The following is a 20,859-nucleotide window of genomic DNA, read 5'->3' on the forward strand; positions in this document are numbered from 1 at the left end:
TATTAATAACATAAAAGAATGCTATGTCTTGCAAAAGTAATTCATTGTCTGAATAATATAAATTATATATAAATCTTATTTATGTGATAGTTTGAGTTATCAATATAAATGATACTCACTCTCAGGAGCGTTGCGGTTAACTATGCAGGATACGGATTTTTTCAGTTGGCGTCGCACGATGCTGTTACGTTTTCAGAGAATGGAGGCCGCGGAAGAGGTCTACCATGAAATAGAGCGGCAGGCTCAACAACTCGAGTACGATTTCTATTCATTATGTGTGCGTCACCCGGTGCCATTCACGCGACCGAAAGTGGCCTTCTACACCAATTACCCGAAATCATGGATTAGTTATTATCAGGCAAAAAACTTTCTTGCCATTGATCCGGTGCTTAACCATGAAAACTTCAGTCAGGGGCATTTATTGTGGAATGATGACTTATTTAGCGAAGCGCAGCCGCTATGGGAAGCCGCGCGTGCACATGGTATACGCCGTGGTGTCACTCAGTATTTAATGCTGCCAAACCGGGCGCTGGGTTTTTTGTCCTTTTCCCGTAGTAGTACGCGTGAAATACCTGGCCTTAGTGATGAACTGCAATTAAAAATGCAGTTATTGGTGCGCGAAAGTCTGATGGCGTTGATACGCTTAAATGATGAAATAGTGATGACGCCAGAGATGAATTTCAGCAAGCGGGAAAAAGAAATTCTGAAATGGACCGCGGAAGGAAAAACGTCAGCAGAGATAGCGATGATCTTGTCAATCTCTGAAAATACGGTCAATTTTCATCAGAAAAACATGCAGAAAAAAATCAATGCACCGAATAAGACACAGGTTGCCTGCTACGCTGCTGCAACTGGCTTAATATGACATCAATTACATTCTGCGTGCCAGATGCAAAACCGGCTGAAAGGCGCGCTTTCAGCCGGTTTTATATTACTGACGGTAGGCTTGTTTAATTTGCTTAACCGTTTTGGAAAATATTGCAGCCTGGGTTTCGTCTTCGATCAGCGCAAGCTGTTTTTCCATCTTTAACATCACGCGGCCCGCGTCAGCTTGTCCCATCGCCTGCAGCATCAGCGTCAGCATCGCTTTCAGGCAGGAGACTTCATTTGCCAGATCTTGATTATTCTCGGCAGTAGAAAAATCAGGCGTACTCATTTATTTTCCTCGTCATGTTGCAATAAAAATTTGCGGTGAAAAATGTTAAGGCGGCGGAGTATACCATAAGCTTTGCTAAAAATATTAGTGGTTGTTTTTTGTGCGCTGTATCGTCAACTATATTAATTCAGTCAATATAATGACCAATAAATATTTTTATCATGAATGTTTTTTGCACGTATTGTTCGGGTTAATTAATGTTACATATTCATACCGCTGATTTTTCATTTGTGCTGAATAAAGTCAATTTTTGTCACATCTCGCCGTTGGTTGTGCTGTGAAACGAACCGGCAAACCTTTGATGACGGGCGTGATCATAACTGTGGACAATCGAATTTACAAAAACGAGAGAAAAATCGAATACCCACCATTTTTAACGTTTCAAAGTTGCAATAAAACCCGCTAATATACTAATGACTAACTATCAGTAGCGTTATCCCTATTTCTGGAGATATTCCTTTGATCAACGTTCTACTTGTTGATGACCACGAACTGGTGCGCGCAGGGATACGACGCATTCTGGAAGATATAAAGGGTATTAAAGTTGTCGGTGAGGCATCCTGCGGTGAAGACGCCGTTAAGTGGTGCCGGGCAAATACCGTTGACGTTGTGCTAATGGACATGAGTATGCCTGGCATTGGTGGTCTTGAGGCGACGCGTAAAATCGCCCGCTCGACAGCCGATGTCAAAATCATCATGCTTACGGTTCATACCGAAAACCCTTTACCAGCGAAAGTGATGCAGGCCGGTGCCGCGGGCTATCTCAGCAAAGGCGCAGCCCCGCAGGAGGTCGTGAGCGCGATTCGTTCTGTTTATTCAGGGCAGCGTTATATTGCTTCTGACATTGCTCAACAAATGGCGTTAAGCCAAATCGAACCAGAAAAAACAGAAAGCCCGTTTGCCAGTTTGTCGGAACGTGAATTGCAGATTATGCTGATGATTACCAAAGGCCAGAAGGTCAATGAGATCTCAGAACAGCTTAATCTCAGCCCGAAAACGGTGAACAGCTATCGCTACCGTATGTTTAGTAAATTAAACATACATGGCGATGTTGAGTTGACTCACCTGGCAATTCGCCATGGTCTGTGTAATGCGGAGACATTAACAAGTCAGTGAGTGTTCAGTTTGACGCAAAAGCGTTTTTAAAAACCGTAACCAGCCAGCCGGGCGTTTATCGCATGTATGATGCTGGTGGTACGGTTATTTATGTCGGCAAAGCGAAAGACCTGAAAAAACGGCTTTCCAGTTATTTCCGTAGCAACCTCGCTTCGCGCAAAACCGAAGCGTTGGTCGCCCAGATCCAGCAAATCGATGTCACGGTTACCCACACCGAAACAGAAGCGTTATTGCTGGAGCACAACTACATTAAACTCTATCAACCGCGTTACAACGTTCTGTTACGCGATGATAAATCTTATCCCTTTATCTTCCTGAGTGGCGATACCCATCCGCGTCTGGCTATGCATCGCGGCGCGAAACATGCCAAAGGTGAATATTTCGGCCCGTTCCCAAACGGTTATGCCGTGCGTGAAACCCTGGCGCTGCTACAAAAAATTTTCCCGATTCGCCAGTGTGAAAATAGTGTTTATCGCAACCGCTCGCGTCCGTGTCTGCAATATCAGATAGGGCGTTGTCTGGGGCCGTGCGTTGAAGGGCTGGTGAGTGAAGAAGAATACGCCCAGCAGGTAGAGTATGTGCGCCTGTTTTTATCCGGCAAGGACGATCAGGTGCTTACCCAACTGATTAGCCGCATGGAAACAGCCAGCCAGAATCTGGAATTTGAAGAGGCTGCACGTATTCGCGACCAAATCCAGGCGGTGCGGCGCGTAACCGAAAAACAGTTTGTCTCCAATACTGGTGATGATCTTGACGTTATTGGCGTGGCGTTTGATGCAGGCATGGCTTGTGTCCACGTCCTGTTTATTCGTCAGGGCAAGGTGCTCGGTAGCCGTAGTTATTTCCCGAAAGTACCTGGCGGTACGGAATTGGGCGAAGTGGTGGAAACTTTTGTCGGCCAGTTCTATTTACAGGGTAGTCAGATGCGCACTTTGCCGGGTGAGATCCTGCTCGACTTTAATCTTAGCGATAAAACGCTGCTTGCCGATTCTCTTTCGGAACTGGCGGGGAGAAAGATTAACGTTCAGACCAAACCACGTGGCGATCGGGCACGTTACCTGAAGCTGGCGCGCACCAATGCGGCGACTGCGTTAACCAGCAAACTTTCGCAGCAATCTACTGTTCACCAGCGTCTGTCTGCGCTTGCCAGCGTGTTGAAACTGCCGGAAGTGAAGCGGATGGAGTGTTTTGATATCAGCCATACCATGGGCGAACAAACAGTCGCTTCGTGTGTGGTGTTCGATGCTAACGGCCCGCTGCGAGCGGAGTATCGACGCTATAACATTACTGGTATTACGCCGGGCGATGATTATGCGGCGATGAATCAGGTGCTGCGTCGGCGTTACGGAAAAGCTATCGACGACAGTAAGATCCCGGACGTGATCCTTATCGACGGCGGCAAAGGACAGCTTGCGCAGGCGAAAAATGTTTTCGCTGAGCTGGATGTCTCATGGGATAAAAACCATCCGCTGTTACTTGGGGTAGCGAAAGGGGCCGATCGTAAGGCTGGTCTGGAAACGCTGTTCTTCGAGCCGGAAGGAGAGGGATTCAGCCTGCCGCCAGATTCACCTGCGCTGCATGTCATCCAGCATATTCGCGATGAATCACACAATCATGCGATTGGTGGTCACCGCAAAAAACGGGCAAAGGTCAAAAATACCAGCACCCTGGAAACCATCGAAGGTGTCGGGCCAAAACGCCGGCAAATGTTGTTGAAATATATGGGCGGTTTGCAAGGTTTACGTAACGCCAGCGTCGAGGAAATTGCAAAAGTGCCGGGTATTTCGCAAGGTCTGGCAGAAAAGATCTTCTGGTCGTTGAAACATTGATGTCTCTGTAGCAACATAGGGGTAATCTTACTGACAACAGATAGTTACCCGTCATTATGCAATTTAATATCCCTACGTTGCTCACACTGTTCCGTGTCATACTTATCCCATTCTTTGTATTGGTTTTTTATCTACCTGTTACCTGGTCACCGTTTGCTGCTGCGCTCATTTTCTGTGTCGCAGCGGTGACTGACTGGTTCGACGGTTTTCTGGCGCGTCGCTGGAACCAGAGTACCCGGTTTGGTGCTTTCCTTGATCCAGTAGCAGATAAAGTGCTGGTAGCCATCGCTATGGTGCTGGTAACAGAACATTACCATAGCTGGTGGGTGACTTTACCGGCAGCAACGATGATTGCCCGTGAAATTATCATCTCCGCGTTGCGCGAATGGATGGCTGAATTGGGTAAACGCAGCAGCGTGGCCGTATCCTGGATCGGTAAAGTTAAAACTACTGCTCAAATGGTAGCGTTGGCCTGGCTGTTATGGCGCCCGAACATTTGGGTTGAATACGCTGGTATTGCACTTTTCTTTGTGGCAGCGGTACTGACTTTGTGGTCAATGTTGCAATATTTGAGCGCTGCGCGCGCAGATCTGCTTGATCAGTGATCGTTTCGACGCAAAATTCAGCAAACGATCAAAACTGGTGAAAAATATCGTTGACTCATCGCGTCAGGTAAGTAGAATGCAACGCATCGAACGGCGGCACTGATCGCCAGACGATAATAAAATCAAGTGATTAGCTGATTGCTTGATGAATGCGGGAATAGCTCAGTTGGTAGAGCACGACCTTGCCAAGGTCGGGGTCGCGAGTTCGAGTCTCGTTTCCCGCTCCAGTTTAAAAGACATCGGCATAAGCGGGTGTCTGGCTGAAAAGCCTGAAGAATTTGGCGCGTTAACAAAGCGGTTATGTAGCGGATTGCAAATCCGCCTAGTCCGGTTCGACTCCGGAACGCGCCTCCACTTTTTTCCCGAGCCCGGATGGTGGAATCGGTAGACACAAGGGATTTAAAATCCCTCGGCGTTCGCGCTGTGCGGGTTCAAGTCCCGCTCCGGGTACCATGGGAAAGATAAGAATAAAATCAAAGCAATAAGCAGTGTCGTGAAACCACCTTCGGGTGGTTTTTTTGTGTCTGCAACTTGTCGTTACACCCCTCTTATTTTTAATCACCGGGTAATCCACGCAAAAAGTATCTCTCTGCCAGACCGACATGTAAGATAGGCGCTGGCGAGTCGAGATCCACAAGGAAAAGCGTATGAAAACTGGACCGTTAAACGAAAGTGAGTTGGAATGGCTGGATGATATCCTGACCAAATACAACACTGAACACGCCATCCTTGATGTGGCTGAGCTGGACGGTTTATTGACGGCGGTGTTGAGTTCTCCGCAAGAAATTGAACCAGAACAGTGGCTGGTTGCTGTCTGGGGCGGGGCGGATTATGTGCCGCGCTGGGCGTCAGAAAAAGAGATGACGCGCTTTATGAATCTGGCTTTTCAACATATGGCCGATACCGCAGAACGTCTGAACGAATTTCCTGAGCAGTTTGAACCGTTGTTTGGCCTGCGAGAAGTTGACGGTAGCGAGCTGACGATTGTTGAGGAGTGGTGCTTTGGCTATATGCGTGGCGTTGCCCTCGCTGACTGGTCGGCATTGCCTGATTCGTTAAAACCGGCGCTTGAGGCGATAGCTCTACACGGTACAGAAGAAAACTTTGCGCGGGTAGAGAAGTTGTCGCCAGAAGCATTTGAAGAAAGCGTAGAAGCCATTCGACTGGCAGCGCTTGATTTACATGCTTACTGGATGGCGCATCCGCAGGAAAAACCTGTTCAGCAACCGATCAAAGCAGAAGAAAAGCCGGGCCGTAACGATCCTTGTCCGTGCGGCAGTGGTAAGAAATTTAAGCAGTGCTGCCTGCATTAAGAGGGCATATTGGGTGCTGGAGATGTTTCCGGCACCCAACGTTGTTATCAAGGCGATTATCCCACTTCGGGTAACAATCCTGCCGCAATCAAAAATTGCACACCAATCACGCCAATGCCGCAGAGAAACACTAACACCAGCGCCGGACGGCCACCTTTCACTCGATAAGCAGCTTGTGGATTATGCTTTCTGCTCTGCCAGGTCAGCAGGGAAGGGATAATTAACGCCAGCACCGCCAGCGCCACACCGGCGTAACCCAGCGCCATCACAAAGCCACGTGGGTAAAACAGCGCAAACGCCAGCGGCGGCAGAAAAGTAATTGCACCAGTTTGCAGTCGCCCTCCAACGGTATTTGAACGCTGAAACAAATCTGCCAGATAATCAAATAAGCCTAACGCTACGCCGAGAAAGGATGTTGCGAGGGCTAAGTCAGCAAATAAATGCACCGCCAGTTCGACATGCGGTGAGGCCACCACTTCGCGTAACGCCTGTAACAGTCCGTTTAACCCGGCATGATTAGCCAGCAGCCCCATAAAGGTTGTTGAATCAATGCTGCCCAGCGTCGCCAGTTGCCAGAAGATATACGCCACCAGAGGGATCGCACTACCAGTAATAAACACCCAGCGCAGCTTGCGAATGTTGCCATCCATATAACTAACGATGCTCGGCACACTACCGTGGAAGCCAAACGAGGTAAAAATTACCGGGATCGCAGACAACGCAAGTCCTTGTTGCAGCGGCAGGGTTAAAAGATTCATTTTATGAATATGCGGCAACAGCAGTACCAGCATCACCACCAGAAAAATAATTTTGGCGCTAAACAGAAAGCGGTTAAACAAATCGACCAGCGACGTCCCGACACAAACCACACCACCGGCAACAAAAGTGAACAACAACACGCCAGCGGTTGCCGACACTGGAATGCCTGTCCAGTCGCTGATGCTGGAGGCAAGTAATTCACCTGCACCGCTGATGTACGCCGCCGTCAGGGCATACATTAAAAACATCATACTGAAGCCAGTCAGCCACTGCCCATAACGCCCCAGATAGCGCTTTGCCAGCGTGCCCAGACCTGTGTCTGCCGGGACATGCTGGTACACCTCCAGCAGTAACAGCGCTGTGTAGCACATCAATGCCCAAAGCCCAATCAATAAGATTAACGTGACGCTAAAACCGACACCTGCCGCTGCCAGCGGCATTGCCAGCATACCCGCGCCAATTGTGGTTCCTGCCACGATAAAAACACTTCCCAGAGTTCTGTTTTTCACGCTTTCTTCTGTCCTGACGATCTTTATAAGTGATATCTGCGGCGCAGGTTAAGGCATTCTACATTTTTCGTCAAATCGACGTTACATTAGATGTAAATAAAACTGTACGATAAAATGCATTCAGAACTGCGCTGGCGCAAAGCCTTGATGAGCGGCTATCGCTACGCTATGCCTTTTTTGAGGAGGAACGATGGAATCTATTCACGGTCATGAAGTGTTAAATATGATGATTGAATCAGGTGAGCAATATACGCACGCCAGTCTGGAGGCGGCGATTAAAGCGCGTTTTGGTGAACAGGCGCGTTTTCATACCTGCTCAGCAGAAGGGATGACTGCGGGCGAGTTGGTGGCGTTTCTGGCGGCGAAAGGTAAATTTATTCCCTGCGAAGAAGGGTTCTCAACCGATACAAGTAAAATTTGCCGTCACTGATATGCAACGGCGGCAGAAAATCTGCCGCCGGAGAAGATTAGTTTTGCGTGTCGAGGGTAGAGAGTTCTTTATCGATGAAATAAAGACCTTCGCCGCTTTTACCTGCCAGGCTTAATTTATCAATAATCGATTTGAACAATTTCTCTTCTTCATGTTGCTCAGAAACATACCATTGCAGGAAATTAAATGTCGGGTAATCCTGATTGGTCATGGCAGCATGAGCCAGTTCGTTAATTTTTTGCGTGATTAATTGTTCATGCTTATAAGTTTCCTGGAATAATTCATCAAGTGAAGAATATTCAGCAAACGGGGATTCAACAGTATTAATACGCGGTAAGTTTCCGGTATCGGTCAGATAGTCAAACAGACGCTGCATATGCGTCATCTCTTCCTGGGCGTGACGGCGCAGAAACGCGGCCGCGCCTTCAAAGGTATGGTAGCTGCACCAGGCGCTCATTTGTTGATAAAGCAGCGAAGAGTACAGTTCCAGGTTCATCTGCTCATTGAGTTTTTCAATCATTTCTGGTTTCAGCATGATAGTGCTCCACAAAGGTTATTTTTGTTTCTGTGGCGCCACTATAATTTGTTATTTTATTATTTGCAAAAGGTAAAATATTAAATTCAATTATTAAAAATACGAATGGGAATAAAACGCATTACTGCTATTTATGGCATCAATTAACCAGCGAAGCCTCCCTCGCTGATTAAGGTCTTTATTGATAAGTCGAGGGTATTAAAATTTGGCACTGATACGACAGTGTAAATTCCGTATTCAGACATAACGACCCCGCAAACACACTACAGTTACTTACAGGTTGCCCAAACGCAATGGCGCGGGTAAACCCTGCCTGCTGACATGCACGTTGCGCTATTTCCTGATTGAGATAGCTGTCAGTACGGGCGTTTTGTAAAAATGCCTGATCGTAAACGAGGCGCACAATACCGCTCGTGGCGTTGACTTCGCTCAATTGAGCCTGACGAGTTACGGTGCAGCCCGCTAATGTTAAAAGTGAAAGAACAATTATCAGATGTTTCATGTCACTGCCTGAAGAGGAAGAAGAAACAGGTATTGTACTTGCGGATACGACCAGGCTATGGACAGAAAAGACGACGGATCGGTGCTATTCCTTGCTTTTTCCAGAGGTCAGACAGTTAGCGGTGACTTTATGGTTATCATTTTTATAACATTAAAGGGGTATTTATGTGATTCAGGTCACATAAAGATTGATTTTTGTGATGATTGTCATATTATAAGTGCAAAGACGATAACACCTGCATAACAAATGGTCGGAGTGCCGCGATGAAACTGCGCAAAATCCTGAAAAGTATGTTTAATAACTATTGCAAGACGTTCAAAGATGTACCGCCAGGCAATATGTTCAGATAACAAGAAACCTGCTCCGGCAGGTTTTTTGTATCCTGAGGACGGTGGATGTGACTATCGCTGAAGAAGTGAAGCCGCTACTATATCGGCTTTCAAATGCTATCAGGAGTTTACAATGTCCCAGCCGCTGAATGCCGATCAGGAACTGGTTTCTGATGTTGTCGCTTGCCAGTTGGTGATCAAACAAATTCTCGACGTACTCGATGTGATTGCACCTGTTGAGGTTCGTGAAAAAATGTCTGGCCAGTTGAAGAATATTGATTTTACTAACCATCCCGCCGCAGCCGATCCGGTTACGATGCGTGCTATCCAGAAAGCTATCGCATTGATTGAACTCAAGTTTACCCCACAAAGTGAATCCCATTAAAAAAACCGCTGCTTCAAGAGTATGAAGCAGCGGTTTTCTCAACAATTTTTATATCCGGCGCGTGATTTAAGGCGTCGATTTTTATTAGTGTATCTGATGCGACACAACATTAAGAACATGCTGGTCGGTCTGGACAGGGCACATACCGGCACGTTTCGCGCTGCGTACTTCATCAAGAATGGTTTGCAGTAACAGGCCATCGTGCTGCTGTTCTTTTTCCAGATCGCGCAGGAAATCGACGGTTGAATCATCATTCAATTCTTTAGCTTCATCGGCTAATTGTGCCAGCTTGCTTGAACGCTGCTCGTATTCTTCCATCGTTTTTTGGAAGAGTTCTTCCAGAGAGTTAAGCTTTTCACCTGGCACATCAATAGCTTTAACGATGGGCGTCGCGCCGATACTTTTCATAAAATTAAACATGCGCATCATTTGGGTCACGTTACTCTGTGCCTGGGCGCGAAGGAAAGTAGCGGTGCCATTCAGACTTTGTTCAGAACACCAGTTGCTCAGGTGAAGGTAGAGATTGGATGCGTAAAACTCGCGGTTCATTTGGGTGTTGAGTTTGAGAAGCATTCCAGTGGTTGCCATACCTAATATCCTTATATCCAGAAGACGTGAGGTGCAAGATGAATCAAAACACCGTAATTACTGTTTGCAGAATAATTCCTTTCTGCATGTCCGAAATGTGATCGTGGAGTCAATTCTGACGATGATCTGAAATAAGCATAACGTCTGAACGAATATAAGAAAATCCTTAAATCACCAAGTTTATAATTTTTTACATTTCATTGATAAGAGCAATTGGTTTGCAATAATTGTCAATGCTGTGTATTTGTGTATCTCATTGATATTAAAATAAAATATTAATGACATGATGACGATGTGATATTTTAAAACTTTTCCTGACTATGAGAGGTGGCTCTCATTATCGATTTACTCTTAATTAATGATGGTGGTGATAATTAACGCCGAAATGAATTTTGTACAAGCGCTTATCCATTTTACCATTCAGCTTAAAATGGACAGACTTCTGTCCGGTAATAATTAGATTAAAAAAAAGACACTCCAGACCACTCAACGCATACCACAAGGACTTCCAGGCTAATGTCATGGACTAATCTGCTAATGCACTTTTTATTTGTCAGACAATTGTTGTTTCCAGTATGTCATTTCTCGCTAAATTCATGCACGTTCTGACTGTAATTCTGCGATGTGATATTGCTCTCCTATGGAGAATTAATTTCTCGCTAAAACTATGCCAACACGGCCAATTATCTTTTCGTTAAAGGTAATGCTTTGTTTTCCGATTAAATTAACCAAAGTTCTTAGTTTTTACCCTACAAAAAATGATGCTAAAGCTGGAGATAACCATGCACAAATTTACTAAAGCTCTTGCGGCCATCGGTCTGGCTGCTGTTATGTCACAATCCGCTATGGCAGAAAACCTGAAACTCGGTTTCCTGGTAAAGCAACCCGAAGAGCCGTGGTTCCAGACCGAATGGAAATTTGCCGATAAAGCCGGGAAAGATTTAGGCTTTGAAGTTATTAAGATTGCCGTACCGGATGGTGAAAAAACGCTGAACGCTATCGACAGCCTGGCGGCCAGTGGCGCGAAAGGATTTGTCATTTGTACGCCAGACCCGAAATTGGGTTCCGCTATTGTGGCGAAAGCACGTGGCTATGGTATGAAAGTTATTGCCGTGGATGATCAGTTTGTAAATGCCAAAGGTAAGCCGATGGATACCGTGCCGTTGGTGATGATGGCGGCGACCAAAATTGGCGAGCGTCAGGGCCAGGAACTGTATAAAGAGATGCAGAAACGAGGTTGGGATGTAAAAGAAAGTGCCGTAATGGCGATTACAGCTAACGAACTGGATACCGCTCGTCGTCGTACTACAGGCTCTATGGACGCGCTGAAAGCTGCCGGATTCCCGGAAAAACAAATTTATCAGGTTCCTACCAAATCTAACGATATCCCGGGGGCATTTGACGCCGCCAACTCCATGCTGGTTCAGCATCCTGAAGTTAAACACTGGCTGATCGTCGGGATGAACGATAGCACTGTGCTTGGCGGCGTGCGCGCGACGGAAGGTCAGGGCTTTAAAGCGGCAGATATCATCGGTATCGGTATCAACGGCGTGGATGCAGTAAGCGAGTTGTCCAAAGCCCAGGCTACCGGTTTCTACGGTTCACTGCTGCCAAGCCCGGACGTACATGGTTATAAGTCCAGCGAAATGCTCTACAACTGGGTAGCGAAAGACGCAGAACCACCGAAATTCACTGAAGTTACCGATGTCGTTCTGATTACGCGCGACAACTTTAAAGAAGAACTGGAGAAAAAAGGGTTAGGCGGTAAGTAATCTGCCGAAAAAATTCCCCTCTGCGTGATGCAGAGGGGGTGTGAATGACCAGTGATTCACGGAGACGTTATGCAACAGTCTACCCCGTATCTCTCATTTCGCGGCATTGGTAAAACCTTTCCCGGCGTTAAGGCGCTTACGGACATCAGTTTTGACTGCTATGCCGGTCAGGTTCATGCGTTGATGGGTGAAAATGGTGCCGGTAAATCAACACTCTTAAAAATCCTTAGCGGCAACTATGCGCCAACCACGGGTTCTGTCGCAATTAGCGGACAGGAAATATCCTTTTCCGACACTACCGCTGCGCTTAACGCGGGGGTTGCGATTATTTACCAGGAACTGCATCTCGTGCCGGAAATGACCGTCGCGGAAAATATTTATCTCGGCCAGCTTCCTCATAAAGGCGGCATAGTGAATCGTTCGCTGCTGAACTATGAAGCGGGTTTACAACTTAAACATCTGGGGATGGATATTGACCCCGGTACGCCACTGAAATATCTCTCCATCGGCCAGTGGCAGATGGTTGAAATAGCCAAAGCGCTGGCGCGTAACGCCAAAATTATCGCCTTTGATGAGCCAACCAGTTCTCTGTCGGCACGAGAAATTGACAACCTTTTCCGCGTCATTCGTGAACTGCGAAAAGAGGGGCGAGTGATCTTATACGTTTCTCACCGTATGGAAGAAATATTTGCCCTAAGTGACGCCATTACCGTCTTCAAAGATGGGCGTTATGTCAAAACCTTCACTGATATGCAGCAAGTAAATCATGAGTCACTGGTACAGGCGATGGTAGGTCGCGATCTCGGTGATATCTACGGCTGGCAACCGCGCAGCTATGGTGAGGAGCGGCTGCGTCTGGATGCAGTGAAAGCACCAGGTGTACGCACGCCAATAAGCCTGACTGTTCGCAGTGGCGAAATCGTCGGTCTGTTTGGACTGGTAGGGGCAGGGCGTAGCGAATTAATGAAAGGTATGTTTGGCGGTACGCAAATCACTGCCGGTCAGGTTTATATCGACCAAAGGCCGATCGATATCCGTAAACCGGGCCACGCTATTGCTGCTGGCATGATGCTCTGCCCGGAAGATCGCAAAGCGGAAGGCATTATTCCGGTGCATTCCGTTCGTGACAATATCAACATCAGCGCCCGTCGCAAGCATGTGCTCGGCGGTTGTGTGATCAACAACGGCTGGGAAGAAAACAATGCTGATCACCACATTCGTTCGCTCAACATCAAAACGCCGGGCGCAGAGCAACTGATCATGAATCTCTCTGGTGGTAATCAGCAAAAAGCCATTCTTGGGCGCTGGTTATCGGAAGATATGAAGGTCATTTTGCTGGATGAACCAACGCGCGGCATTGATGTGGGCGCTAAGCACGAAATTTACAACGTGATTTATACGCTGGCGGCGCAGGGCGTGGCGGTGCTGTTTGCCTCCAGCGATCTGCCCGAAGTCCTTGGCGTAGCCGATCGTATTGTCGTCATGCGTGAGGGCGAAATCGCCGGTGAATTGCTACACGAACAGGCAGATGAGCGTCAGGCACTAAGCCTTGCTATGCCTAAAGTCAGCCAGGCTGTTGCCTGAGTAAGGAGAGTATGATGTCTTCTGTTTCTACATCGGGGTCTGGCGCGCCTAAGTCGTCATTCAGCCTCGGCCGTATCTGGGATCAGTACGGTATGCTGGTGGTGTTTGCGGTGCTGTTTATCGCCTGTGCCATTTTTGTACCGAACTTTGCCACCTTCATTAATATGAAAGGTCTCGGGCTGGCAATCTCCATGTCGGGAATGGTGGCTTGCGGCATGTTGTTCTGCCTCGCTTCGGGGGACTTTGACCTTTCCGTCGCTTCGGTAATTGCCTGCGCAGGTGTCACGACGGCGGTGGTTATCAATCTGACCGAAAGCCTGTGGATTGGCGTGGCGGCAGGTTTGCTGCTGGGCGTCCTCTGTGGTCTGGTGAATGGTTTTGTTATCGCCAAACTAAAAATTAACGCCTTGATTACGACGCTGGCGACGATGCAGATTGTTCGTGGTCTGGCGTACATCATTTCTGATGGTAAAGCGGTCGGTATCGAAGATGAAAGTTTCTTTGCCCTTGGTTATGCCAACTGGTTCGGCCTGCCTGCGCCAATCTGGCTTACGGTGGCTTGTCTGATTGTCTTCGGTTTGCTGCTGAACAAAACTACCTTTGGGCGCAACACGCTGGCGATTGGTGGTAATGAAGAGGCGGCGCGTCTGGCTGGTGTACCCGTTGTCCGCACCAAAATCATTATCTTTGTTCTCTCTGGTCTGGTATCGGCAATTGCCGGGATTGTTCTGGCTTCACGTATGACCAGCGGTCAGCCGATGACTTCGATAGGCTATGAGTTGATTGTTATCTCCGCCTGCGTTTTAGGCGGCGTTTCTCTGAAAGGTGGCATCGGAAAAATCTCATATGTAGTGGCGGGTATCTTAATTTTAGGCACTGTAGAAAACGCCATGAACCTGCTCAATATTTCTCCGTTTGCGCAGTACGTTGTCCGCGGCTTAATCCTGCTGGCGGCGGTGATCTTCGACCGTTATAAGCAAAAAGCGAAACGCACTGTCTGATGTTTTTTTCAGCATAAATTTAGTTCGACTTTCCTCCACAGCCAACCGCCACAAAGGTTGGCTGTTCTTTTTTGCAAATGGCGAGCTACGTCACACTGTCTATACTTACATGTCTGTAAAGCGCGTTCTGCGCGAACTATAAAAAGATAAGGAGGAGTACCGGGTGACAGAACCGTTAACCGACCCCCCTGAACTATCCGCGAAATATGCCTGGTTTTTTGATCTCGATGGAACGCTGGCGGAAATCAAACCGCATCCTGATCAGGTCGTCGTGCCTGACACTATTCTGCAAGGACTTCAGCTACTGGCAACCGCAAGTGATGGTGCATTGGCATTGATATCAGGGCGCTCAATGGTGGAACTTGACGCACTGGCAAAACCTTATCGCTTCCCGTTAGCGGGCGTGCATGGGGCGGAGCGCCGTGACATCAATGGTAAAACGCATATCGTTCACCTGCCGGAAGCGATTGCTCGTGATATTAGTGTGCAACTGCATACGGCGATTGCCCAACTTTCCGGCACGGAGCTGGAATCCAAAGGGATGGCGTTTGCACTGCATTATCGTCAGGCACCGCAGCATGAAGACGCCTTATTGACGTTAGCGCAACGTATTACTCAGATTTGGCCGCAAATGGCATTACAACAGGGAAAGTGTGTCGTCGAGATTAAACCGCGAGGCACCAGTAAAGGGGAGGCTATTGCTGCATTTATGCAGGAAGTTCCCTTCATCGGCCGGAAGCCGGTGTTTCTGGGCGATGATTTAACCGATGAATCTGGCTTCGCGGTTATTAATCGACTGGGGGGAATGTCAGTAAAAATTGGTACAGGCGCAACTCAGGCATCATGGCGGCTGGCGGGCGTGCCGGATGTCTGGGGCTGGCTTGAATTGATAACCAACGCATTACAAAAACAAAAAAGAGAAAATAACAGGAGTGATGACTATGAGTCGTTTAGTCGTAGTATCTAACCGAATTGCACCACCAGACGAGCACGCCGCCAGTGCCGGTGGCCTTGCTGTCGGCATACTGGGGGCACTGAAAACTGCAGGTGGACTGTGGTTTGGCTGGAGTGGCGAAACAGGGAATGAGGATCAGCCGCTAAAAAAGGTGAAAAAAGGAAATATTACCTGGGCCTCTTTTAACCTCAGTGAAAAAGATCTCGACGAATACTACAACCAATTCTCCAATGCCGTTCTCTGGCCGGCATTCCATTACCGACTCGATCTGGTGCAATTTCAGCGTTCAGCGTGGGAAGGCTATTTACGCGTGAATGCATTGCTGGCAGACAAATTACTGCCGCTGCTGGAAGATGATGACATTATTTGGATCCACGATTATCACTTGTTGCCATTTGCGCAGGAATTACGTAAACGCGGCGTGAACAATCGCATCGGTTTCTTCCTGCATATTCCTTTTCCGACACCGGAAATCTTTAATGCGCTACCAACTTATGACACATTGCTGGAACAGCTTTGTGATTATGATTTGCTGGGGTTTCAGACAGAAAACGATCGTCTGGCGTTCCTGGATTGCCTTTCCAACTTGACGCGGGTCACGACACGTAGCTCGCGCAATCACACGGCCTGGGGCAAAGCATTTCGTACAGAAGTTTACCCGATTGGTATTGAACCGGATGAGATTGCTAAACAGGCTGCCGGGCCGCTACCGGCAAAACTGGCGCAATTAAAAGCGGAACTGAAAAATGTGCAGAATATCTTTTCTGTCGAGCGGCTGGATTATTCCAAAGGTTTGCCAGAACGTTTTCTTGCTTATGAAGCGCTGCTGGAAAAATATCCGCAACATCATGGTAAAATTCGTTATACCCAGATCGCGCCGACCTCGCGTGGTGATGTGCAAGCGTATCAGGATATTCGTCATCAGTTGGAAAATGAAGCCGGGAGAATTAACGGTAAATATGGGCAATTAGGCTGGACGCCGCTTTATTATCTGAATCAGCATTTTGATCGTAAATTATTGATGAAAATCTTCCGCTATTCCGATGTCGGGTTAGTGACGCCGCTGCGTGATGGGATGAATCTGGTCGCAAAAGAGTATGTCGCCGCTCAGGATCCTGCAAATCCGGGCGTACTGGTACTTTCTCAGTTTGCCGGTGCGGCAAACGAACTGACGTCAGCGCTAATTGTTAACCCATACGATCGTGATGAAGTCGCGGCGGCGCTCAATCGGGCGTTGAGCATGTCGCTGGCGGAACGTATTTCCCGCCATGCAGAAATGCTGGAAGTTATTATCAAAAACGATATTAAACACTGGCAGGAGTGCTTTATCCGCGACCTAAAGCAGGTAGTACCGCGAAGCGCGGAAAGTCAGCAACGCGATAAAGTCGCTACCTTTCCAAAGCTGGCGTAAGTGGAATTAATCCCCTTTAAGTGGAACTAACAGCACATCAACCTCACTTGAGGCAATCACACTTTTCGCTGAGCAGGACGCTCGCGAAAAGAAACTGTGATTATGGTTACCGCAAATCACCAAATCGAACTTATGTCTACGGCATACTGCCAGAATATGTTCGCTTAACTCTCCGTAAGCAATAAATGTCTCTTCTACCGGATATCCCGCATCCTGAATTAATTTATCAAGAAAGTTTTGTGTTTCTTCCTGCATCACGCTGCGTAAATCTTCAAGCATCGGCGCGGCTAATTGATTGAACATTTCCGGGTCGGAAGCAAGAGTGATTAAACTTATGCGCCCATTTACCGGACGGGCGATAGAAACCGCTTTTGCTAACAGTTGCTGACTTTCTGGTGAGACAGCAACAGCAACAAGAATATTGGTATAGCTCATAACCTGCTCCTTATTCTGTGAACTTCAGGTGTTATTACAGCTTTACTCTGAATGAGGTACTGATGCAATAACAACTCAGTCAAAACAGTAAATATTAGGCTGGTTATTAGTAAGTGAGGCTAATTAATAACGTACAGTTATCACATGATTACAGATGAGGTTATAAAAACTAAAATTATCAATTCCCCGTATAGAACAAATGGATAATATTTATAGAACATTGTTGTAACATATGAGATGTTCCCGGATTTATTTTCACTTGAAGAAACTCATGTTATGTAACTCTCTGTTTGAAAATAAGTTATAGGAGGTGAATATATTTATTTTATATGTAGCAGGTGGTTATTTACGGTGATTTATATTAACAGTGCGCAACATCATCATTTTATCTACCCACTTCATTTTTGAAGCTAGGCAAGCTGAAAAACTTTTTAACAGAATGAAATATGACCAAAACAAAAGTATGACTTATACATTAATGTTAAGTAATTGATTGTTTTGTGTGATCTGAGTCACACATTATCGAAAATCGCAACACCGCTCCGTTGTATGTGTGAGTGGTGACGAGTACAGTTGCGTCGAATTAGGAAAAATCTTAGATAAGTGTAAAAAACACTGTTCTCTGTAAGGGATTGTTTCATCTCTTACACTGCCTGTGTGTTTTTTCGTTGATCGCAACTATTCCATTGTTCTTTACTTTTTACCGGGATTTCCCGGCGACATCACGGGGTGCGGTGATACCGCATAAAAATAAAGTTAGTTATTCTGGATGGGAATAATGCATACCTCCGAGTTGCTGAAACATATTTATGACATTAATTTGTCATATTTACTTCTTGCACAACGTCTGATCGTTCAGGACAAAGCGTCCGCCATGTTTCGTCTCGGTATTAATGAAGAAATGGCAACAACGTTAGCGACGCTGACTCTTCCTCAAATGGTTAAACTGGCAGAAACCAATCAACTGATTTGCCATTTCCGCTTTGACAGCCACCAGACTATTAATCAGCTAACGCAGGATTCCCGCGTTGACGATCTCCAGCAAGTTCATACCGGCATCATGCTATCTACGCGTTTGTTGAATGATGTTAATCAGCCCGAAGAAGTGCTACGTAAAAAAAGGGCCTGACAATGAGCGAAAAAAGCATTGTTCAGGAAGCCCGGGATATTCAACTGGCAATGGAGTTGATCACCCTTGGCGCTCGTTTGCAGATGCTGGAAAGTGAAACACAATTAAGTCGTGGACGGCTGATCAAACTCTATAAAGAACTGCGCGGAAGCCCCCCACCGAAAGGCATGTTGCCATTCTCCACCGACTGGTTTATGACCTGGGAACAAAATGTTCATGCGTCGATGTTTTGTAATGCATGGCAGTTTTTACTGAAAACAGGGTTATGTAATGGCGTCGATGCAGTGATCAAAGCCTATCGTTTATACCTCGAACAGTGCCCGCAAGCCGAAGACGGTCCGCTACTGGCGTTGACCCGCGCCTGGACACTGGTGCGATTTGTTGAAAGTGGTTTACTACAACTTTCCAGTTGCAAATGTTGCGGCGGTAATTTTATCACCCATGCCCATCAGCCTGTTGGCAGCTTTGCCTGCAGCTTATGTCAACCGCCATCACGTGCGGTAAAAAGACGTAAACTTTCTCAAGACCCTGCCGATATTATCCCTCAACTGCTGGATGAACAGAGAGTACAGGCTGTTTAACTCACACGATGTGGCGAAACACTCCAGCAGCGGTAAGTGATTGCCGCTGCTTTTTTTTCCCAACGGTAAGTTAGCGTCTGACGACTGAACATCCTGTCATGGTCAACAGTGAAAGGATGATGTCGTGCTTATCTTATTAGGTTACCTGGTTGTTCTCGGTACAGTTTTCGGCGGTTATTTGATGACCGGCGGAAGCCTTGGAGCACTCTATCAACCCGCTGAACTGGTGATTATTGCCGGTGCAGGTATTGGGTCGTTTATTGTCGGTAACAACGGTAAAGCAATCAAAGGCACGCTCAAAGCGCTGCCGTTACTGTTTCGCCGCTCCAAATACACCAAAGCGATGTATATGGATCTGCTGGCACTGCTTTACCGACTCATGGCGAAATCGCGACAGATGGGCATGTTTTCGCTGGAGCGCGATATTGAAAACCCCCGCGAAAGCGAGATCTTCGCCAGTTATCCCCGCATCCTCGCGGATACCGTTATGCTTGATTTTATCGTTGATTATCTGCGCCTGATCATCAGTGGCCATATGAATACCTTCGAAATCGAAGCGCTGATGGATGAAGAAATTGAAACCCACGAAAGCGAGTCGGAAGTTCCCGCTAACAGCCTGGCGCTGGTCGGTGACTCGCTCCCGGCATTTGGTATTGTCGCGGCAGTGATGGGGGTGGTTCACGCGCTGGGATCGGCTGACCGGCCTGCCGCCGAACTGGGGGCGCTGATTGCTCATGCGATGGTAGGGACTTTCCTCGGTATCTTACTGGCTTACGGATTTATTTCCCCACTGGCGAGTGTTTTGCGCCAGAAAAGCGCAGAGACCAGCAAAATGATGCAATGCGTCAAAGTCATACTGCTTTCTAATCTGAACGGTTATGCACCGCCAATTGCCGTTGAATTTGGTCGTAAAACGCTCTACTCCAGTGAACGGCCATCGTTTGTTGAGCTGGAAGAACACGTTCGCGCGGTAAAAAATCCGCAACAGCAGACGACAACCGAGGAAGTATGAAGAATCACGCGCATCCAATAATTGTCGTCAAACGACGCAAAGCAAAAAGCCACGGCTCGGCGCATGGATCGTGGAAGATTGCTTATGCTGACTTTATGACCGCGATGATGGCTTTTTTTCTGGTGATGTGGCTGATCTCCATTTCCAGCCCAAAAGAGCTGATTCAGATAGCGGAATATTTCCGCACGCCGTTGGCGGCTGCGGTAACGGGTGGTGATCGCATTTCTAATAGCGAAAGCCCAATTCCCGGCGGCGGTGATGATTACACTCAGAGTCAGGGAGAAGTGAATAAGCAGCCGGACATTGAAGAACTGAAAAAACGCATGGAGCAAAGTCGGTTGCGGAAATTGCGTGGCGATCTCGACCAGCTTATAGAGTCAGACCCGAAACTACGGGCGCTGCGTCCACATCTCAAAATCGATCTGGTACAGGAAGGTTTACGCATTCAGATTATCGACAGCCAGAATCGCCCGATGTTTAAAACCGGCAGTGCTGACGTCGAACCCTATATGCGCGACATTCTGCGGAGTATTGCGCCAGTGCTGAATGGTATTCCTAACCGTATCAGTCTCTCCGGTCATACCGATGATTTCCCTTACGCCAATGGTGAGCAAAGCTACAGCAACTGGGAGCTTTCTGCCGAACGCGCTAATGCGTCGCGCCGTGAGCTAATGGTGGGGGGGCTGGCTGATGGCAAAATTCTGCGCGTCGTCGGCATGGCGGCGACCATGCGTTTAAGCGATCGCGGACCTGATGATGCTGTCAACCGTCGAATCAGTCTGCTGGTCCTGAACAGACAGGCCGAGCAGGCCATTTTGCATGAAAACGCTGAAAGCCAGAATGAGCCGGTAAGTGTACTGGAAAAAACTGGGGGCGCTCCGCAGGTCAGTGTTCCCACAATGCCATCAGCCGAACCGAGGTGA

At 47.5% G+C, this 20,859-nt stretch carries 24 protein-coding genes and 3 tRNA genes; 20 read left to right on the plus strand and 7 right to left on the minus strand.

Annotation, left to right across the window (positions count from 1 at the left end):
- The first annotated feature begins 142 nt into the window (after nt 1-142).
- Nucleotides 143-865 (plus strand): transcriptional regulator SdiA, encoded by a 723-nt coding sequence (gene sdiA, locus C0K55_RS04590; protein ID WP_001154282.1) that lies wholly within the window; start codon nt 143-145, stop codon nt 863-865.
- 66 nt (nt 866-931) lie between these two features.
- Here sdiA and yecF read toward each other — a convergent pair whose 3' ends face one another.
- Both yecF and C0K55_RS25865 read right to left on the minus strand, forming a co-directional pair.
- Nucleotides 932-1,156, minus strand: a complete 225-nt coding sequence (gene yecF / locus C0K55_RS04595) for a DUF2594 family protein YecF (protein WP_000106471.1) — start codon at nt 1,154-1,156, stop codon at nt 932-934.
- Entirely contained in the window at nt 1,143-1,283 is a 141-nt protein-coding gene (locus C0K55_RS25865) for a hypothetical protein (RefSeq protein WP_228929308.1), read from the minus strand. Before C0K55_RS25865 ends, yecF begins: the two co-directional genes overlap by 14 nt.
- A 332-nt stretch (nt 1,284-1,615) precedes the next feature.
- Between C0K55_RS25865 and uvrY the strand changes: the two genes are divergently transcribed.
- The 7 genes from uvrY to yecA all read left to right on the plus strand — a co-directional run bounded on the left by uvrY (nt 1,616) and on the right by yecA (nt 6,019).
- Complete coding sequence (gene uvrY, locus C0K55_RS04600; protein ID WP_000611331.1) at nt 1,616-2,272, plus strand: UvrY/SirA/GacA family response regulator transcription factor; 657 nt, start codon at nt 1,616-1,618, stop codon at nt 2,270-2,272.
- Nucleotides 2,269-4,101, plus strand: coding sequence for an excinuclease ABC subunit UvrC (gene uvrC / locus C0K55_RS04605; RefSeq protein ID WP_000116020.1), 1,833 nt, complete (start codon nt 2,269-2,271; stop codon nt 4,099-4,101). The genes uvrY and uvrC overlap by 4 nt, the downstream gene beginning before the upstream one ends.
- A 56-nt stretch (nt 4,102-4,157) precedes the next feature.
- Nucleotides 4,158-4,706 (plus strand): CDP-diacylglycerol--glycerol-3-phosphate 3-phosphatidyltransferase, encoded by a 549-nt coding sequence (gene pgsA / locus C0K55_RS04610; protein WP_001160187.1) that lies wholly within the window; start codon nt 4,158-4,160, stop codon nt 4,704-4,706.
- 151 nt (nt 4,707-4,857) lie between these two features.
- A tRNA-Gly gene (locus tag C0K55_RS04615) sits at nt 4,858-4,933 on the plus strand.
- 53 nt (nt 4,934-4,986) lie between these two features.
- Nucleotides 4,987-5,060, plus strand: a tRNA-Cys gene (locus tag C0K55_RS04620).
- 12 nt (nt 5,061-5,072) lie between these two features.
- A tRNA-Leu gene (locus tag C0K55_RS04625) sits at nt 5,073-5,159 on the plus strand.
- 194 nt (nt 5,160-5,353) lie between these two features.
- Entirely contained in the window at nt 5,354-6,019 is a 666-nt protein-coding gene (gene yecA / locus C0K55_RS04630; protein ID WP_000847906.1) for a UPF0149 family protein YecA, read from the plus strand.
- Nucleotides 6,020-6,075: 56 nt separating this feature from the next.
- On the opposite strand, the gene tyrP is transcribed toward yecA, so the two are convergent.
- Nucleotides 6,076-7,287, minus strand: a complete 1,212-nt coding sequence (gene tyrP, locus C0K55_RS04635; RefSeq protein WP_000797551.1) for a tyrosine transporter TyrP — start codon at nt 7,285-7,287, stop codon at nt 6,076-6,078.
- Between the two features lie 190 nt (nt 7,288-7,477).
- On the opposite strand from tyrP, the gene C0K55_RS04640 reads away from it, so the two are divergent.
- Nucleotides 7,478-7,717, plus strand: a complete 240-nt coding sequence (locus C0K55_RS04640) for a YecH family metal-binding protein (RefSeq protein ID WP_061090489.1) — start codon at nt 7,478-7,480, stop codon at nt 7,715-7,717.
- A gap of 37 nt (nt 7,718-7,754) precedes the next feature.
- Here the strand turns inward: C0K55_RS04640 and ftnA are convergent, their stop codons facing one another.
- Both ftnA and yecR read right to left on the minus strand, forming a co-directional pair.
- Nucleotides 7,755-8,252 carry a non-heme ferritin gene (gene ftnA / locus C0K55_RS04645; RefSeq protein ID WP_000917208.1) on the minus strand — a complete coding sequence of 166 codons (498 nt, stop codon included), beginning with the start codon at nt 8,250-8,252 and terminating at the stop codon, nt 7,755-7,757.
- A 178-nt stretch (nt 8,253-8,430) separates the two neighbouring features.
- Nucleotides 8,431-8,754: a YecR family lipoprotein gene (gene yecR / locus C0K55_RS04650; RefSeq protein WP_000681531.1), complete on the minus strand. Its 324-nt coding sequence runs from the start codon at nt 8,752-8,754 to the stop codon at nt 8,431-8,433.
- A 263-nt stretch (nt 8,755-9,017) separates the two neighbouring features.
- Here yecR and azuC point away from each other — a divergent pair, with 263 nt between their 5' ends.
- A complete protein-coding gene (gene azuC / locus C0K55_RS04660; protein WP_010723106.1) occupies nt 9,018-9,104 on the plus strand; it encodes a stress response protein AzuC in 87 nt (28 codons plus the stop codon).
- 112 nt (nt 9,105-9,216) lie between these two features.
- A complete protein-coding gene (gene yecJ, locus C0K55_RS04665) occupies nt 9,217-9,468 on the plus strand; it encodes a DUF2766 family protein YecJ (protein ID WP_000082115.1) in 252 nt (83 codons plus the stop codon).
- An 84-nt stretch (nt 9,469-9,552) separates the two neighbouring features.
- Here yecJ and C0K55_RS04670 read toward each other — a convergent pair whose 3' ends face one another.
- Nucleotides 9,553-10,056, minus strand: a complete 504-nt coding sequence (locus C0K55_RS04670) for a non-heme ferritin-like protein (protein ID WP_000246123.1) — start codon at nt 10,054-10,056, stop codon at nt 9,553-9,555.
- A gap of 782 nt (nt 10,057-10,838) precedes the next feature.
- Here C0K55_RS04670 and araF point away from each other — a divergent pair.
- The 5 genes from araF to otsA all read left to right on the plus strand — a co-directional run bounded on the left by araF (nt 10,839) and on the right by otsA (nt 16,779).
- A complete protein-coding gene (gene araF / locus C0K55_RS04680) occupies nt 10,839-11,828 on the plus strand; it encodes an arabinose ABC transporter substrate-binding protein AraF (RefSeq protein ID WP_000548681.1) in 990 nt (329 codons plus the stop codon).
- Nucleotides 11,829-11,897: 69 nt separating this feature from the next.
- Entirely contained in the window at nt 11,898-13,412 is a 1,515-nt protein-coding gene (araG, locus tag C0K55_RS04685; RefSeq protein WP_001187777.1) for an arabinose ABC transporter ATP-binding protein AraG, read from the plus strand.
- A gap of 14 nt (nt 13,413-13,426) precedes the next feature.
- Nucleotides 13,427-14,413: an arabinose ABC transporter permease AraH gene (araH, locus tag C0K55_RS04690; RefSeq protein WP_000100211.1), complete on the plus strand. Its 987-nt coding sequence runs from the start codon at nt 13,427-13,429 to the stop codon at nt 14,411-14,413.
- 163 nt (nt 14,414-14,576) lie between these two features.
- On the plus strand, nt 14,577-15,380 hold the full coding sequence (gene otsB / locus C0K55_RS04695; RefSeq protein WP_105265969.1) for a trehalose-phosphatase: 804 nt from the start codon (nt 14,577-14,579) through the stop codon (nt 15,378-15,380).
- Nucleotides 15,355-16,779, plus strand: a complete 1,425-nt coding sequence (otsA, locus tag C0K55_RS04700; RefSeq protein WP_016248816.1) for an alpha,alpha-trehalose-phosphate synthase — start codon at nt 15,355-15,357, stop codon at nt 16,777-16,779. Before otsB ends, otsA begins: the two co-directional genes overlap by 26 nt.
- Nucleotides 16,780-16,785: 6 nt before the next feature.
- On the opposite strand, the gene uspC is transcribed toward otsA, so the two are convergent.
- Entirely contained in the window at nt 16,786-17,214 is a 429-nt protein-coding gene (gene uspC, locus C0K55_RS04705; RefSeq protein ID WP_038355608.1) for a universal stress protein UspC, read from the minus strand.
- A gap of 778 nt (nt 17,215-17,992) precedes the next feature.
- Here uspC and flhD point away from each other — a divergent pair.
- The 4 genes from flhD (at nt 17,993) to motB (ending at nt 20,859) form a co-directional block, all read left to right on the plus strand.
- A complete protein-coding gene (flhD, locus tag C0K55_RS04710) occupies nt 17,993-18,343 on the plus strand; it encodes a flagellar transcriptional regulator FlhD (protein WP_001516558.1) in 351 nt (116 codons plus the stop codon).
- Between the two features lie 2 nt (nt 18,344-18,345).
- Complete coding sequence (flhC, locus tag C0K55_RS04715; RefSeq protein WP_001291590.1) at nt 18,346-18,924, plus strand: flagellar transcriptional regulator FlhC; 579 nt, start codon at nt 18,346-18,348, stop codon at nt 18,922-18,924.
- 124 nt (nt 18,925-19,048) lie between these two features.
- The gene (motA, locus tag C0K55_RS04725; RefSeq protein WP_000906344.1) at nt 19,049-19,936 is read left to right on the plus strand and encodes a flagellar motor stator protein MotA; all 888 of its coding nucleotides are present in this window, start codon (nt 19,049-19,051) and stop codon (nt 19,934-19,936) included.
- Nucleotides 19,933-20,859: a flagellar motor protein MotB gene (motB, locus tag C0K55_RS04730; protein ID WP_105265970.1), complete on the plus strand. Its 927-nt coding sequence runs from the start codon at nt 19,933-19,935 to the stop codon at nt 20,857-20,859. Before motA ends, motB begins: the two co-directional genes overlap by 4 nt.

The organism is Escherichia sp. MOD1-EC6098 (assembly GCF_002965865.1).
Taxonomy (GTDB): domain Bacteria; phylum Pseudomonadota; class Gammaproteobacteria; order Enterobacterales; family Enterobacteriaceae; genus Escherichia; species Escherichia marmotae.

Excerpts from the sequence above, each read along its gene's own strand:
- araH (WP_000100211.1), top strand. The coding sequence starts at position 13,427 with ATGTCTTCTGTTTCTACATCGGGGTCTGGCGCGCCTAAGTCGTCATTC.
- sdiA (WP_001154282.1), top strand. The coding sequence starts at position 143 with ATGCAGGATACGGATTTTTTCAGTTGGCGTCGCACGATGCTGTTACGT.
- araF (WP_000548681.1), top strand. The coding sequence starts at position 10,839 with ATGCACAAATTTACTAAAGCTCTTGCGGCCATCGGTCTGGCTGCTGTT.
- yecF (WP_000106471.1), bottom strand. The coding sequence starts at position 1,156 with ATGAGTACGCCTGATTTTTCTACTGCCGAGAATAATCAAGATCTGGCA.
- ftnA (WP_000917208.1), bottom strand. The coding sequence starts at position 8,252 with ATGCTGAAACCAGAAATGATTGAAAAACTCAATGAGCAGATGAACCTG.
- pgsA (WP_001160187.1), top strand. The coding sequence starts at position 4,158 with ATGCAATTTAATATCCCTACGTTGCTCACACTGTTCCGTGTCATACTT.
- uspC (WP_038355608.1), bottom strand. The coding sequence starts at position 17,214 with ATGAGCTATACCAATATTCTTGTTGCTGTTGCTGTCTCACCAGAAAGT.
- yecA (WP_000847906.1), top strand. The coding sequence starts at position 5,354 with ATGAAAACTGGACCGTTAAACGAAAGTGAGTTGGAATGGCTGGATGAT.
- azuC (WP_010723106.1), top strand. The coding sequence starts at position 9,018 with ATGAAACTGCGCAAAATCCTGAAAAGTATGTTTAATAACTATTGCAAG.
- motB (WP_105265970.1), top strand. The coding sequence starts at position 19,933 with ATGAAGAATCACGCGCATCCAATAATTGTCGTCAAACGACGCAAAGCA.
- otsA (WP_016248816.1), top strand. The coding sequence starts at position 15,355 with ATGAGTCGTTTAGTCGTAGTATCTAACCGAATTGCACCACCAGACGAG.
- araG (WP_001187777.1), top strand. The coding sequence starts at position 11,898 with ATGCAACAGTCTACCCCGTATCTCTCATTTCGCGGCATTGGTAAAACC.
- flhC (WP_001291590.1), top strand. The coding sequence starts at position 18,346 with ATGAGCGAAAAAAGCATTGTTCAGGAAGCCCGGGATATTCAACTGGCA.
- C0K55_RS04670 (WP_000246123.1), bottom strand. The coding sequence starts at position 10,056 with ATGGCAACCACTGGAATGCTTCTCAAACTCAACACCCAAATGAACCGC.
- flhD (WP_001516558.1), top strand. The coding sequence starts at position 17,993 with ATGCATACCTCCGAGTTGCTGAAACATATTTATGACATTAATTTGTCA.
- yecJ (WP_000082115.1), top strand. The coding sequence starts at position 9,217 with ATGTCCCAGCCGCTGAATGCCGATCAGGAACTGGTTTCTGATGTTGTC.
- C0K55_RS04640 (WP_061090489.1), top strand. The coding sequence starts at position 7,478 with ATGGAATCTATTCACGGTCATGAAGTGTTAAATATGATGATTGAATCA.
- yecR (WP_000681531.1), bottom strand. The coding sequence starts at position 8,754 with ATGAAACATCTGATAATTGTTCTTTCACTTTTAACATTAGCGGGCTGC.